Raw genomic sequence first — 15,121 nt, 5'->3', positions numbered from 1 at the left:
TCCTCTCGGCAGTTCCTAATCGGGCCGCCGAGCCCAAATCGAATTGAATTCGGGCACGCCGAATTCGACCCCATTGGGAGATCGTGCTGAAGGTTTGGGTGCCGCATTCGCGGCGGAGGTGCTACCGCAGAACCGTTACGGCTCCGTGGCAACTCGAAGAACCTTACGGACCGGGCGAGGCAGTGTCAACCTCCCCTGTCAAGATCTTTAATCGAGGTCGGTGAGCCGACCGCCCGCGTCCGGCTGGGCGTGCTCCACGCGTCGTAGAAGACGGGTCAGGACCTCGCCCAGTACGCCGCGTTCCTCCGTGGAGAGGTCCTGGAGCAGGTCCTCCTCGAAGACCGTGGCCAGGCGCATCGCTTCCAGCCACTTCTCCCGGCCCTCGGCGGTGAGCTCCACGATGACGCGCACGCGGTTGGACTCGTCGCGCTCCCGGGTGACGAGCCCCTCCGTGACCATGCGGTCGATGCGGTGGGTCATCGCGGCCGGCGTGAGGCCCAGCCGCTTGGCGAGGTCGCTCGGGCCCATGCGGTACGGGGCGCCGGAGAGCACGAGGGCCTTGAGGACCTCCCACTCGGCGTTGCTGATGTCGAGCGTCGCGGTCTGCCGGCCGTAGGCGACGTTCATCCTGCGGTTGAGGCGGCCCAGGGCCGAGACGATCTTCTCGACCTGGGGGTCGAGGTCCCGGAACTCGCGCTGGTAGGCGGCGATCTGTTCTTCGAGTGTCGGCTCATTGACGCCGGGGGTGTCGCCCATGACGGAAGTATCGCACGGGGCCGCTTGGCGTTGAAGTCCTTCGAGGTGTACTGTTTAGGTCTTCTAACTTTAGCTTCGAAGTCTTCAGCCCGAACAGCTACGCGCGGAGACTTCACGATCAAGGCAGGTGAAAGTGACCAGGGCGATGGGCGCAGCGATGCGCCGGATCCACGTGGGCAACGCACTCGGTGCGTTCGGGCTCGGCTTTACCGTCCCCTTCCTCTACGTCTATGTGGCGCAGGTGCGGGGACTCGGCTCCATGACGGCGGGCGTTGTGCTCGCCGTCTTCGCCGTGGCCGCTCTCGTCGTACTGCCGTTCGCCGGGCGGGCCATCGTCCGGCGCGGCCCGCTGCCGGTGCTGCTCACCGCCCTGATCACCGCTGCCGTAGGAGCTCTGAGCCTGGGGCTCGCGAACAGTGCGGCGACCGTCGTGCTGTCGGCGGCCGCGCTCGGTGCCGGGCAGGCCGTGATGCAGCCGGCGCTCGCCACGATGATCGTGGACTCCTCCACCGCGGAGACCCGGTCGCGGGCCTTCGCCATGCAGTTCTTCCTGCAGAACCTCGGGCTCGGCGTCGGTGGTCTGATCGGCGGCCACATCGTCGACACCTCGCGGGCGAGCTCGTTCACGCTGCTGTTCGCGATCGAGGCGGCGATGTTCCTGATGCTCGTCGTGATCATGTCGACGGTGCGGATGCCGCGTGCGCCGAAGGTCGAGGGCGCGCCGCAGGCCAAGGGCGGGAGCCTGAAGTCGTTGCTCGGCAACCGGGCCATGGTGCAGCTGTGCGTGCTGGGCTTCGTGCTGTTCTTCGCCTGCTACGGGCAGTTCGAGTCGGGGCTGTCCGCGTACGGCGTGGAGGCGGCCGGGATCTCGACGTCCGCGCTGGGTACGGCGATGGCGGCGAACACGGCGATGATCGCGGTCGCGCAGTTCGCGGTGCTGAAGTTCGTCGAGCGTCGGAAGCGGTCGCGGGTGATCGCTGCCGTGGGGCTCATCTGGGCTCTCGCGTGGGTGGCGGCCGGGTATGCGGGGCTCGGGCACGGGAGCCAGACCATGGCGACTGCCGCGTTCGTGTCGACGTACGCGCTCTTCGGTCTCGGTGAGGCGATGCTGTCGCCGACGGTGGCCCCTCTGGTCGCCGACCTGGCGCCGACGGGGCTGGCGGGTCAGTACAACTCGGCGTTCGCCCTGGTGAAGCAGCTTGCGTTGGCGATCGGGCCGGCGGTGGGTGGTCCGATGGGGGCTTCGCTGCACGCGCCGTACATCGTGACGTTCCTGTTGTTCTCGCTGGGCATCACGTTCCTTGCCGTGCGGCTGGGGCGGCAGCTCACCCCTGTCCAGAACCAGCCCTCGCTGGCGAAGAGCCGGGTGGTCGCGCAGGGGAACACCCCGGCGGAGCCGGTGCCGGCGAACGCCTGACAGCCGGGTGGCGCCCCAGGGCCCACTCCCGTCAGCCTTCCCCCCGCGGCAGAGCGAACTCGCACCAGACCGCCTTGCCTCCGCCCGGGGTGCGCCGTGACCCCCAGTTGGAGGCGATGGTCGCCACGATCGCGATACCGCGCCCGGCCTCGTCGGCGGGCTCGGCGCGGCGGCGGCGGGGGAGGTGGTCGTCGCCGTCGGTCACCTCGATGATCAGGCGGCGGTCGGTGCGGCGCAGGCGTAGGCGCATGGGTGGGGTGCCGTGCTGGAGGGAGTTGGCGACGAGTTCGCTGGCCGCCAGGACGCCGAGGTCGTGCAGTTCTGTGGGGAAGCGCCAGCTCGTGAGGACGCCGGAGGCGAAGGCACGCGCGCGTGGCGCCGCTTCTACGCCGCCGAGGAGTTCCAGGGCGGCGTTGCGGAAGAGCTCGCCGTCGGGGCCGGTGCGGGCGGGGTGCTGGAGGACCAGGACGGCCACGTCGTCGTCGTGGTCCGCGGTGACGCCCGCCGAGCGGACGAGGCGGTCGCAGACGACCTGAGGGGTGCCGGTGGCTCCGGAGAGGGCGGTTGCCAGGGCCGCGATGCCCTCGTCGAGGTCGGCGTCGCGCCGCTCGACGAGGCCGTCGGTGTAGAGGACCGCGGTGGAGCCGGGGCCGAGCGGGACGGAGCCCGAGGCGTGGATCCAGCCGCCGGTGCCGAGCGGGGGCCCGGTGGGTTCGTCGGCGCGGATCACGGTGCCGCTCTCGTCGCGGACCAGGATCGGCAGATGGCCTGCGGAGGCGTACACGAGGCGTCCCTCGTTGGGGTCGTGGACGGCATACGCGCAGGTGGCGATCTGGTTGGCGTCGATCTCGGTGGCGAGGCCGTCGAGGAGCTGGAGGACCTCGTGCGGGGGCAGGTCGAGGCGGGCGTACGCGCGTACGGCCGTACGAAGCTGGCCCATGACCGCAGCCGCGCGGACCCCGCGGCCCATGACGTCGCCGATGACGAGCGCGGTGCGGCCGCCGCCGAGGGTGATCACGTCGTACCAGTCGCCGCCGACCGCGGCCTCCGTGCCGCCGGGCTGGTAGGTGGCCGCGATGCGCAGGTCGTCGGGCTCCTCCAGTTCCTGGGGCAGGAGTGAATGCTGAAGGGTGACGGCCGTCTCGCGCTGTTCGCGTTCGCTGGCGCGCAGCCGCTCGGCGGCCTCGGCGTGGTCGGTGACGTCGGCGGCGAAGATGAGCACGCCGCCGGCGCTGTCCTCGGGCATGTCGACCGGTGTGCAGGTGAACGTGTAGGAGCGGCCGCCGGGGGCCTTGCGGGACTTGACCGTGCGGGGCTTGGAGCTGCGCAGGACCTGGTCGAGGAGCGGGAGCAGGCCGAGTTCGTCGAGTTCGGGCAGGATCTCGCGGGCGGGGTCGCCGACCGCGCGGGCGCCGAACGCCGCTACGTAGGCGTCGTTGACGTACGCCACGCGGTGGTCGGGGCCGTGCACGAGGGCGACGAGCGCCGGGACGCGGTCGAGGACCTCGCGGACGGGCAGGTCGTCGACGGCGGGCACGCACGGCGGGTCGTCGGTGAGCTGCTCGGCGCGGGCCGCGGGCACGGAGCCTTCCCCTCGGCGGTCCGGGGTGACCGTGTGCTCGGTCCGTGCCGCGGAGCGGCGCTGCGTTCCGGGGAGCCGGGCGCTCCAGCGCGTGAAGTTCACTTGGGGATTGCCTCGTGGGTTCGATGAGCGAGCGGTGGGCCCGCCCAAGGTCGTGGACCAGTCTGGCCGACCGGACCGACATCCGTCAGACGCCGGCCCTTCCGGTGGAGTTCCTGGGTCCGGTCAGGACGACCCCTTCGGGTCCTGAGGAGGCTTTCCACCGGCCGCGAGTTCGAACTCCGCTCGGGGGTGTTCGAGCGATCCCAGGGACACGATCTCCCTCTTGAAGAGCCCCGACAAGGTCCATTCGGCGAGGACACGGGCCTTGCGGTTGAAGGTCGGCACCCTGCTCAGGTGGTAGACGCGGTGCATGAACCAGGCAGGATAACCCTTCAGCTTGCGCCCGTAGACGTGTGCGACACCCTTGTGCAGCCCGAGGGACGCGACCGAGCCGACGTATTTGTGCGCGTACTCCTGGAGGGGCTGTCCGCGCAGTGAGGCGGCGATGTTGTCGCCGAGGACCTTGGCCTGGCGTACGGCGTGCTGGGCGTTGGGCGCGGTCTCCTTGCCGGGTTCCGCGGCGGTGACGTCGGGGACGGCGGCGGCGTCTCCCGCCCCCCACGCGTGCGTGGCGCCGTCGATCGTCAGCTGGGCGGTGCACTTGAGGCGGCCGCGTTCGTTCAGCGGGAGGTCGGAGGCGGCGAGGACGGGGTGCGGTTTCACTCCGGCGGTCCACACGACGGTGCGCGTCGGGAAGCGGGAGCCGTCGCTCAGGACGGCGATCCGGTCGGCGCAGGAGTCGAGGCGGGTCTCCAGGCGTACGTCGATGTTGCGTTGGCGCAGCTGGGTGACGGTGTACTTGCCCATCTCCTCGCCGACCTCGGGGAGGATCCGGTTCGAGGCCTCGACGAGGATCCACTTCATGTCGTCGGCCTTGACGTTGTGGTAGTAGCGCGCGGTGTAGCGGGCCATGTCCTCCAGCTCGGCGAGCGCCTCCACTCCGGCGTAACCGCCGCCTACGAAGACGAAGGTCAGGGCCGCGTCGCGGATCGCGGGGTCGCGGGTGGAGGAGGCGATGTCCATCTGCTCGATGACGTGGTTGCGCAGGCCGATGGCCTCTTCGACGGTCTTGAATCCGATGGCGTACTCGGCGAGGCCCGGGATCGGGAGCGTGCGTGAGATCGAGCCGGGGGCGAGGACGAGTTCGTCGTACGACAGCTGTTCGGTGCCCCCCTCTTCCTCGGTGGCGAGCGTGGTGAGGGTGACGGTTCGCTTGGCGTGGTCGATGGACTGTGCCTCGCCGATCACGACCTGGCAGTCGTCGAGGACCCGGCGCAGCGGGACGACGACGTGGCGCGGGGAGATGGATCCGGCCGCGGCTTCGGGAAGGAAGGGCTGATACGTCATATAGGGGTCGGGCGAGACCACCACGATCTCCACGTCGCCCCGCTTGAGTTCGGGCTTCAGCTTCCGCTGCAGACGCAGAGCGGTGTACAGCCCCACGTAGCCGCCGCCGACGATGAGAATGCGCACAGGTTCCTTCACCATCCCATGACGCACCCAGCTCTTGAGTTTGTCCACAGGCTCGGCAATTTGTGTGACCGGCCGCCGACGGTGCCGCGGGTTGGCCGATTTGCCGGAGTGCGGGGAAGGTTCGCAGGTCAGCGGGTGTGAGCGGGGTGACAGTAGGGGGCGTAACCGGGACGTATCCGGCCCGTACTCCGATCGGGGGGCGCTCCGTGCGGAACCTGCCCCTTCTGAATTGACCCCCTCTCAACTATGTTCGTGTGTCGACGGGGTGTAGGGGGATGCGCTCGGCAGGTCCGCACGAGGACCTGTGAAACATGCTTGTTCCCGCACGCCCCGGCTGCCAATGGCGGGGAGAGTCTCCGGGGGGAGACGTCATTACCGGGGGAACGCTTATGCACATTCAGGACTCTCATTGGTCGACCGCATCTGCCATCACATCCGGTGGCGTGGTCGGCGCAGCGGCGAGCAACGGGCGCGATCCGGGAGACGGATCGCGTACGACGCCGCTGCGCGTGGACGCACAGCGCAATCTTGAGCATGTACTGCGCGCGGCACGCGAGGTCTTCGGCGAGCTGGGATACGGCGCGCCGATGGAGGACGTGGCGCGGCGGGCGCGGGTCGGTGTCGGCACGGTGTACCGGCGCTTCCCGAGCAAGGACGTCCTGGTCCGGCGGATAGCCGAGGAGGAGACCTCCCGGCTGACCGACCAGGCCCGGTCCGCCCTCGGTCAGGAGGACGAGCCGTGGTCGGCGCTGTCGCGCTTCCTGCGGACGTCCGTCGCCTCGGGCGCGGGACGGCTGCTGCCGCCGCAGATCCTGCGGGTCGGTGTCGCCGACGAGCGGGCCGACGGAGCCGTGGTGGACGAGGCGCGGGTGCCGCAGCAGCGGACCCAGCCGACTCCCGAACTGCGACTGGTGGAGCAGCGTTCGGCCCCCGAGGCCGAGTCGGTCGCTCCCGACGGCGACGAGGTCGACGCCGGTGCGGCCGCGCTGCTCGAGGTCGTCGGGCAACTCGTGGAGCGGGCGCGCGAGGCCGGCGAGCTGCGGGCGGACGTGACCGTGGCGGACGTTCTGCTGGTGATCGCCACGGCGGCGCCCTCGCTGCCGGACGCGGCGCAGCAGGCGGCGGCCTCGGCGCGACTGCTGGACATCCTGCTGGAGGGACTCCGGTCGCGGCCGTAGCCGACAGGTCCTTTCGGAGGGCTGCTTCCGGGCGTGGGCGCTGCGCAGCCCGCGTGCGGATGCCGTCCGGCTGTCCCGCAGTCATGCTGTCCCGGGGTCGCGCTGTCGCACTGCCGTGCCGTCCATCGCATTGCGCGCTTTTCGGCTGAATCGTCAACTCCCGCATGGGGAAAGCTCGTTGACTATTCCCCAATCGGGTGACCGCTAGTGCTCCGGTGTGGCAAAACCCCACGGACGAGTGGTTGGTCCGTACGACCGGGCTCCGCCCGGCGCCCGTGTGGCACGCTGTCCCGGTATTCGGGTCCGAGTGTGCAGGCGGGGGCTTTCCGCGATGAGCGTTGACGGGCGGGACGAGTCATCCGGTGACGGTGGCGCGGAGACCGGTGGGCTGCCCTCACAGCAGGTGCCGAGCCAGGGCGGCCCGCTTTCGGGCGGTCCGGGCAGCTCGCCGACGCCGGGTCCGGCCGGTGGCACCGGCGCCGCCGAGGACGTACCCGAGCCCAGCGTTCCGCCGCAGCGCGAGCGACGCGAGGGCGGGATCCTGCCGCCCCCGCGCGAGCATGAAGCCGATCTGCCGCCGTCCGACGCCGATCTCATCGAGCGGATGCGCTCCGGCGACGACACGGCGTACGAGGAGTTGTACCGGCGCCATGCCGAGGCGGTGCGCCGCTACGCCCGTACCTGCTGCCGGGACGGGCACACCGCGGACGACCTGACGGCCGAGGTCTTCGCCCGCGTGCTGCAAGCGGTGCGCAGCGGCCACGGTCCCGAGCACGCCGTACGCGCGTACCTGCTGACCACGGTCCGCCGCGTCGCCGCGGGCTGGACCAAGTCGGCCAAGCGCGAGCACCTCGTCGACGACTTCGCGGTGTTCGCCGCCCAGGCCGCCCGCAGCTCCGAGGTCTCCGACGACGACACGCTCGACCTCGGCGCGGACGTGCGCGCGATGCACGAGGCCGAGCAGTCCATGGCCATGCAGGCGTTCCGGTCGCTGCCCGAGCGCTGGCAGGCCGTGCTGTGGCACACCGAGGTCGAGGACGAGTCGCCGAGCGAGGTGGCCACGCTCTTCGGGCTCGACGCGAACGGCACCCGCGTCCTGGCCAGCCGTGCCCGCGAGGGCCTCAAGCAGGCGTACCTCCAGGCCCATGTGAGCACGACGCTCACCATGGACGAGGAGTGCGCACGCTACGCCGACCGGCTCGGCGCGTACGCCCGCGGCGGACTGCGCACCCGTGCCGAACGCGGGCTGCGCAAGCACCTGGAGGAGTGCGCCAAGTGCCGGCTGGCCGCGGGCCAGATCAAGGAAGTGGCCAGCGGGATCCCGGCCGTCGTCCCGGTCGCGGTCATCGGTTGGTTCGGAGCCGCCGGATACGCGAAGGTCGCCGCGCTCATCGCAGGGGGCGCCGGCGCGGGTGCGGCCGGAGCCGCGGGCGCGCCCGCCGCGGCGGGCGGCAGCTCCGGCGGGGCGAGCGCCGGGGGCGGCGCGGCGGTCTCGGAGGGGCTGGGCGCGCCGGTGAAGGCCGGTATCGCGGCGGGTGTCGTGGCGGTGGCCGCCACCGCGGTGGCGCTCGCCCTGACGGGCAGCCACAGCCCGGCCAAGAAGCCCGAGGCGAGACCGGCCACCTCGCCCGCCGTGGAGGCGCCGGAGCCGACGCCCACCCCTGCGCCGCCGAAGAAGAAGCCCGCGCCGAGGCCGCCGGTGGTGGCGCCCGAGCCGACGCCGACGCCGACACCCACCCCGAAGCCCAAGCCGACCCCCAGGCCGACGCCGACCCCGACGCCCACCAAGGCGAAGCCGAAGCCGAAACCCACGCCCAAGCCGACCCCGAAGCCGACGCCCACCCCCACGCCGACACCGCCGCCCGCGCCGGTCGTCTACCAGTGGAACCAGCTGGACTACGGCACCACCGGCGACCACACCAAGCCCGAGATGCGGCTCGGCGAGAGCAGCTGGGTCTGGCAGCGCTGGGGCGTGTCGATCGGGGACAGGACGTACACGCACGGTGTGACCGTCCACGGCGAGTCCTCCGTCACCATCGACCTCAACCGCAGCTGCTCGGCGTACGACGCCCTGGTCGGCGTCGACGACATGACGCTCGGCCTCGGCCAGATGCGCTTCTCGGTCTACGCCGACGGAGTGCGCCAGTGGCAGTCACAGCTGATCACCGGTCATGACCGGGCCGTCCCCGTGCACGTGAACCTCACCGGCCGCCGGACGATCCGCCTCGTCGTCGAACCCCACACCCCGTTCGACTCGGTGGCACTGGCGGACTGGGCGGAGTCGAAGTTCCTGTGCACATGAGGTTCCCGGACAGGCCCTAGGCGACCGGGAGTTCGTCCAGTACCTCGGCCAGGTCGCGCAGGACGTCGTCCGGGGTGAGGGCCTCGCCCGCCGCCTGCTCGGACGCGTAACGGACCGGGCCCAGGGCCAGGGCCGCGGCGGACAGGCTGCGTTCGGCGTCTGTCTGCTCCCGCGGAGGCCGGGGATGGCCGCCGCGCCAGCGGTCGCCGGCCGCGAACAGACGGGCCGCGCCCGCATGGTCACCGAGCTCGCCCAACTGCACGGCCGCGCCGTCGGCGAAGCCCGCGAGGACCGCCTCGGCGCACCGACCGGCCAGCGCCTCCCGCAAGGCGTCCGCGAACTTCCGCAGACCGGCCCCCGGTCCGTGCTCGGCGGCCGTGACGAGCGCGTCGACCCAGCTCAGCGCCGCCGTGAACTGCGGGGGCGGGCTGCCGCGAAGGCTCGCCTCGCACGCCTCCACCCACAGTCGGCGGGCTTGCGGGACCTCCTGGTCGTCCAGCGCCAGCTGGGCCCGCAGCATGGCGACGAACGCCAGCGAGTCCGGCACCCCGTAGCGGTCGGACGCGTCGCTCGCCTCGTCCAGAGCGGCCAGCGCGTCGGCCCGCTCGCCCGAGCGATAGGCGATCTCGGCGAGCCGCGCCAGCAGGAAGGGCGCCTCGGCGTACGCCCCCACTTCGTAGGCGAGTCGGAGGGCCTCCTCGTACTCCCCCTTCGCCTCCTCGAAGCCGCTGCGTGCCATGGCCGCCTCGCCGGCCGCGCTGCACACCTGGGCCCGCACCCAGCGGTCCCCCACCCGTCGGCTGAGGACGCGCAGCTCGGCGAGGTCGTCGTCCACGCCGTCCATACCGCCCGGGGAGTCGACGGCCATGTGGGTACGGAACATCAGGGCGACGGCGATCTCCCAGTCGCCGCCGTACGCCCGGCAGTTGGCGACGGCCGCGTCCAGTCCGGGGCGCATCTCGGCGGCGCCGTCCACAAAGAAGGCGGCCATCGGCCAGACGATGCCCGGCATGTTCGCGGCGTCCGGGCCGCCCTTCTCGAAGTGGCTCCGCACCCGGTGGACGTACTCCGGCATCCGGCCCACGCGCATCGCCTCCAGCGGCCGCGAGTCCACCAGCATGAACAGGTGGAACATGCGCAGCCGCATCCGCTGGGCGCGCAGCGGGTGGTGCTCCTCGTGGTCCGGGGAGTCGAGGAAGGAGGCCACCGGGTCGAAGGCGTCCAGCTTGCCGAGGAGGGCGTCGCTGTCGGCGTCGGAAGCCGCGCACCGGGCGGTGGCCGGCCCGGATGCCGACGGTCCGCCCGGATCGGCCGCGTCGAGGGCCGCGCCCAGGCGCAGGACACGGTCCGTCCACTCCATGCCCTCGCGGCGGAGGTTGCGCAGCCACCAGAACCAGCTCATGGCGAGGACGAGGGCACCGACCTCCTCCTCGTCCCCGGCGACCGAGCTGCGGTAGAGGGCGGCGCGGATGTTCTCCAGCTCGGTCTCCAGGCGCTGGATCCAGGGGAGTTGCTCGGCGGAGCGCAGCAGCGGATCGGCCTCCTCGACGAGGGCGCGCACCCATTCCCGGTGGCGGAGCTCGGCGGCGGCGCGCAGCTCGGGGAGCTCGGCGGCGCGCTCGGCGGCGTACTCGTGGATCGTCTCCAGCATCCGGTACCTCATGCTGCCCGTGCCGTCTCCGTCGTAGGCGACGATGAGGGACTTGTCGACGAGTGCCCCGATGAGGTCGGCGGCGGGCCCGGTGCAGACGGCCTCGGCGGCCTCGAGGTCCCAGCCGCCCGCGAACACGGACACCTCGCGCAGCACGGTCCGCTCCCGCTCGTCGAGGAGGTCCCAGGACCAGTCGACGACGGCGCGCAGGGTCTGCTGGCGGGGCAGCACGGTGCGGCTTCCGGAGGTGAGCAGCCGGAAGCGGTCGTCGAGCCGGTCGGCGATCTGCCGTGGGGTCAGCAGCCGCAGCCGGGCGGCGGCCAGCTCGATGGCGAGGGGCAGTCCGTCGAGCCGGCGGCAGATCTCGTCCACGGCAGCGGACTCGCGGTCGCCGTCCGGCTCCGGGCGCACGGCGGCGGCACGCTCCATGAACAGCCGGTGCGCCGGGTCGGGCGGCAGGGGTTCGACCGGGCGCACCAACTCGCCGGGGACGCTGAGGGGTTCGCGGCTGGTGGCGAGGATCGTGAGCCCCGGGCAGCGCGTCAGGAGGGTCTCGGCGAGCTCGGCCGCGGCGGCGATGACATGTTCGCAGTTGTCAAGGATCAGGAGCTGGCTGCGCGAGGCGCAGTGCTCGACCAGCAGCGCGACGGGATCGTCCTGCCACGCCGCCCCGGACATCTCGTTGGTGATCAGCGCGGTTTCGCGCAGACCGAGGGCACTGACGACCGCGCCCGGGACCGCCTCCGGCCGGTCGAGCGGGGCGAGCTCGACCAGCCACGCCTGCGGAAGCCCGGCGGCGGCTTCCTCGGCAAGGCGGGTCTTTCCCGAACCGCCTGGTCCGGTGAGAGTGACCAGACGGGCCCTGTGCACATCCGAACGGATGGCGTCGAGTTCGGGTTCCCGCCCGACGAAAGAGTTCAAACGGGGACGAAGGTTCCCGGTCCGCTCGACCCGTACGAGAGGCTTCCCGTCTTGAGAAAGCGACCGCGGACGCCCCCCGTTGCGGTCGGCCAGGCTCCCCTCTCCCTCCCCCTCCTCCCCCTTCAACAACTCCGTGTGGAGGGCTCGGAGTTCCGGACCGGGGTCCGCGCCGAGGCCGTCCAGCAGGGCCCTGCGGACGCCCTCGTACGCGGCGAGGGCGTGCGCTCCGCGGCCGGAGTCGCGCAGCGCGCGTATCAGGAGGACCTGGAGCGCCTCGTCGTACGGGTGGGCCTCCGTCAGCTCCTGCAACTCCGGTACGACATCGGGGGCGCGGCCGAGCCGCAGGTCCGCCTCGGCGCGGGCTCGCGTGGCCTCCAGGCGCAGTGCGTCGGGGCGGGTGGCGGCGGTGCGGTCGGGAAGGTCGGCGAGGGCGGGGCCGTGCCACAGGGCGAGTGCGTCGCGCAGGGTGTGGGCGGCGATGTGCGCGTCGCCGCGGTCGAGGGCGTCCTTGCCCTCGTCGACGAGGCGTTCGAAGACGAAGAGGTCCACGTCGTCGCGGGTGGCCGCAAGCCGGTAGCCGCCTGCCTCGGAGGCGACCGTGTCCTTGCCGATGGCTCGGCGCAGACGGCCCACCAGGGCTTGGAGCGCCGCCGGTGCGTCGGTCGGCGGATCGTCCGCCCATACCTCGTCGATGAGGGTCTCGGGGGTGGCGGTACGGCCGGTTCGCTGGGCCAGGGCTGTGAGGAGGGCGCGTACGCGGGGGCCGCCCACGGGTACGAGGGTCCCCTGGGCGTCCTCGGCCTGGGCAACGCCCAGAATTCTGTACCGCACCCGCCCATTCTCCCTGGCCCGACCCCCCACAACACCGCCTTTCTCCGGCGAGCCGCCACCCCCAGCCTTGCCGGGCCCTTCCAGGGCACCCTGGGCGGGTGGGCAAACCCCGGTCCCCCTTTGCTTTCTTCGTGGGTGCTGGCCGGGGGTGGGTCACGCAACTCGGCGCTAACGAGGCGCCGCCTGCGCCCACCCGTGCCGCCCCAGCGGCACGATGCCCGCAGGGTGGGCGACCACTACCCGCAGTCGCCCCCGAACGGAAGGGGCCGTGCCGGTACGTCTCTGCCCGTCGCGTAGCAGACCGCCCGCCAAGTCCCGCCGTATATCAACCCCGGGCAGTACGCCCACGCGGCGACGGGCAGAACGTACCGGCACGGCCCCGACCCACCCACCGGCGGTCAGGCGCACCGCGTCAGGCGTTCCCGCCAGCCAACGCCCGCCCCTGCGGCCGAATCCCCGCAGGCACAGCCCGCTGCCGCGCAGGCGTCCCCGTCCAGCAAGTGCCTCGCCGGGCCAGCAGGCGCCGTAGCCAAAGCTCCAGGGAGACCAGGTCGGCGAGGCCGTCCAGAGGGAGCGGCTCGCCATCCGCCGCCGCGCGGAGCGCTTTGCGGACGACGCGCGCCTCCACCAGCCCCGCCTGCGCGAGCAACGGCGTGTCGAACAGCGCGACGAGCTCATCGGCAGCGACCCGCAACCCCGTGCGGGCAGCCGCGGCGGACGACGCGTGCGACGGCGCGCCCCACCCGGGCGGCAGGTCCGCGACCCCGGCGCCCTCCAGGACCGTACGCAGGATCTCCGACCGCGCACCCGGCCGCACCCGCAACGCCTCGGGCAGCGCACGGCAGGCCCGTACGACCTGGTTGTCCAGGAACGGCGCGTGCAGCCGCTGGAAGCGGATCTCGGCGGCCTGCTCCAGGACGCGCAGATCCGCCGCGACCCGCGCGAGCGCCGCCCGCGCCCGGAAGTCGCCGGGCCGCTGCCCGGGCCCGACCCCCGGCCGTCCGCCCGTCGACGCCCCCTGTAGGCGAACCGATACTTCAGCAAGCGCCTCACCCGTCAGCCACCGAGCGGCAGGCCCCGGTCTGGCCCAGGTGAGCGCGGCGAGCGACGCCCCCACGGCGCCTCCGGGCTCCTCGAAGCGCCGGTGCAGCAGCCGCTCGGCGAGCCCGTCGACGCCGGTGCGGTACGACGTACGGGCGAGCTTGCGCGCGGCGCCGTACACGCGCGCGGGGACCATCACCGAGCCGTCCGCCTTCGCCAACGCGGCGACGGGCCGCACCAGATGACGGCGTTTGCGGTCCATCAGCAGATCCGCGAGCCGCGCGGGATGCGCGTCGAGCACCTGCCGGGCCCCGTATCCCGTGAAGTGGTCCGCGCTGCCGGAGGCGAGCCGCGCGCGATGCCGGGCGGCGGTCACCAGCGAGGGCCCGGGTTCGTCGGTGAGCGGCCCCTCCAGGTCGGCGTACGGAAGGACTTCCTCCCCGCCCGCGACCACCACGTGATGCAGCCGGGGGTTCGCGGCGAGCGTCCCCGCCCGCTCCAGTTCGGCGTCGCGCCCGCCGACGGCGAGGTCGTTGAAGGTGACGGCGAGGAGGCGCTCACCCGCGCCGGTCCCGTGCCCGAGCACCGTCCCGGGAGCTCCGGGCAGCCCCGCGGCAAGGAGGGCCAGCGTCCCCGAGGCGGGCCCTCCGGAGAGGTCGGCTCCGATGCCAGGGACGGGCATCCCGCGCGCGGCGCGCCGCTCGGCGGGCCCCATTCCGGGCACGGGCCCGGGGTCCACATCGGTGCCCGGCACATGGCGCGGCGCGGCGAGACGCGCGCGTACCGCCTCCACGAGGGCGTCGCGCACGGCGTCCACGGCGCTCGCGGGGTCGGCCGAGGGCGCCGCGACCGCGAGGGAGGCGACCGGCTCGTATCCGGCGATCTCGCGCGCCCCGGCGCGCAGGATCAGCGCGTGCCCCGGCGGGATGCGCCGCACGCCGTCGTACGGGGTCGAGTCGTGCACCGCGGCCGGTACGTCGGGGGCGGCGAGCAGCGCGGCGAGGTGCCCGAAGTCGAGGTTGGCCTCGATGAGGTCGGCGAGGGGCAGCGCGGCGGTCGCGTAGGCGGTGCCGCCCGCCCAGGGGGTGTAGAACACGGGCCGGGCGCCCGCGAGATCACCGCAGACGGTCAGCCGACGGCCGACCTGGACGACCGCCGTGTAGCTGCCGGACCAGTTGGTCAGATGCCGAAGTGCCCCTCCACGTGCGGCGAACAGCCCGACTCGCAGTTCCTCGTCGGTCGCGCCGCAGGTGCCGAGGACGGCGATCCGGGTCTGCGCGTCGGCCTTCACGATGCGCACCTCGTCGGGGCGCCAGTCGCCGACCGCCCAGAGCGGATCGGGGTCGCCCCACAGGAGTTGGGATCCCACCGGGTGCACGGTCTCGCCGTCGCTGCCGGTGGCCCCGGCCGACCCGAAGCCGGGCGCCCTGGCGGCGGTACTGCTCCACCCCACCAACCACCGCATCGCCGCCTCCACAGGCTGTGGACAACCAGTGCACCGTACGAACTGGGCACCATGCTGCCACGAAGAAGGCATACGGGAGGCTCTGTGCGGCGGCTTGCGCCCCCTCGAACGCGCCCCCGAGGAAGAGCTGCCGCGGTGATACGCCGGGAACTTGACGACCATCCCCAAGTGGTCGGTGGACAATCCGGCGGCGATACAGGTCAGTTCGGCGACGCGAATGCGCCCCCGGTACGCTCCCCCCAACCACCTAACGCGCCCTCAAGTAGCGTGGTAGACGCGTTATTTACCCCAGGGACCCACCGTCGATTTTCGGCCAAATCAGCCACCGGAGGCCCGAGCACGGACACGCTCCGTACAGGTGGTGCGCACCGCATCGGCGATGCACAGTCCGGGAGGCGGAGC

The 15,121-nt window shown here is 72.5% G+C and carries 8 protein-coding genes; 3 read left to right on the top strand and 5 right to left on the bottom strand.

The features are described from left to right. Positions 1–207: 207 nt before the first annotated feature. Entirely contained in the window at positions 208–756 is a 549-nt protein-coding gene (locus AB5J56_RS24100; RefSeq protein ID WP_369234833.1) for a MarR family winged helix-turn-helix transcriptional regulator, read from the bottom strand. 145 nt (positions 757–901) lie between these two features. On the opposite strand from AB5J56_RS24100, the gene AB5J56_RS24095 reads away from it, so the two are divergent. Further along, positions 902–2,173, top strand: a complete 1,272-nt coding sequence (locus AB5J56_RS24095; RefSeq protein WP_369242737.1) for an MFS transporter — start codon at positions 902–904, stop codon at positions 2,171–2,173. A gap of 31 nt (positions 2,174–2,204) precedes the next feature. Here the strand turns inward: AB5J56_RS24095 and AB5J56_RS24090 are convergent, their stop codons facing one another. Together AB5J56_RS24090 and AB5J56_RS24085 are read right to left on the bottom strand one after the other, a co-directional pair. Then, on the bottom strand, positions 2,205–3,857 hold the full coding sequence (locus AB5J56_RS24090) for a SpoIIE family protein phosphatase (RefSeq protein ID WP_369234832.1): 1,653 nt from the start codon (positions 3,855–3,857) through the stop codon (positions 2,205–2,207). Between the two features lie 123 nt (positions 3,858–3,980). Continuing rightward, on the bottom strand, positions 3,981–5,345 hold the full coding sequence (locus AB5J56_RS24085; RefSeq protein ID WP_369234831.1) for an NAD(P)/FAD-dependent oxidoreductase: 1,365 nt from the start codon (positions 5,343–5,345) through the stop codon (positions 3,981–3,983). Between the two features lie 374 nt (positions 5,346–5,719). Here AB5J56_RS24085 and AB5J56_RS24080 point away from each other — a divergent pair, with 374 nt between their 5' ends. Continuing rightward, positions 5,720–6,508 (top strand): TetR/AcrR family transcriptional regulator, encoded by a 789-nt coding sequence (locus AB5J56_RS24080; RefSeq protein WP_369234830.1) that lies wholly within the window; start codon positions 5,720–5,722, stop codon positions 6,506–6,508. Between the two features lie 331 nt (positions 6,509–6,839). Further along, positions 6,840–8,810, top strand: coding sequence for a sigma-70 family RNA polymerase sigma factor (locus AB5J56_RS24075; RefSeq protein ID WP_369234829.1), 1,971 nt, complete (start codon positions 6,840–6,842; stop codon positions 8,808–8,810). 16 nt (positions 8,811–8,826) lie between these two features. Here the strand turns inward: AB5J56_RS24075 and AB5J56_RS24070 are convergent, their stop codons facing one another. Then, on the bottom strand, positions 8,827–12,213 hold the full coding sequence (locus tag AB5J56_RS24070; protein WP_369234828.1) for a BTAD domain-containing putative transcriptional regulator: 3,387 nt from the start codon (positions 12,211–12,213) through the stop codon (positions 8,827–8,829). A 412-nt stretch (positions 12,214–12,625) separates the two neighbouring features. Further along, positions 12,626–14,719, bottom strand: coding sequence for an asparagine synthase-related protein (locus AB5J56_RS24065; protein WP_369234827.1), 2,094 nt, complete (start codon positions 14,717–14,719; stop codon positions 12,626–12,628). Positions 14,720–15,121: the final 402 nt, after the last annotated feature.

The sequence above is a fragment of the Streptomyces sp. R21 genome, assembly GCF_041051975.1.
Classification (GTDB): domain Bacteria; phylum Actinomycetota; class Actinomycetes; order Streptomycetales; family Streptomycetaceae; genus Streptomyces.
Note: the sequence above shows the minus strand (reverse complement) of the source record. Positions and strands in the feature narration are given on the sequence as shown.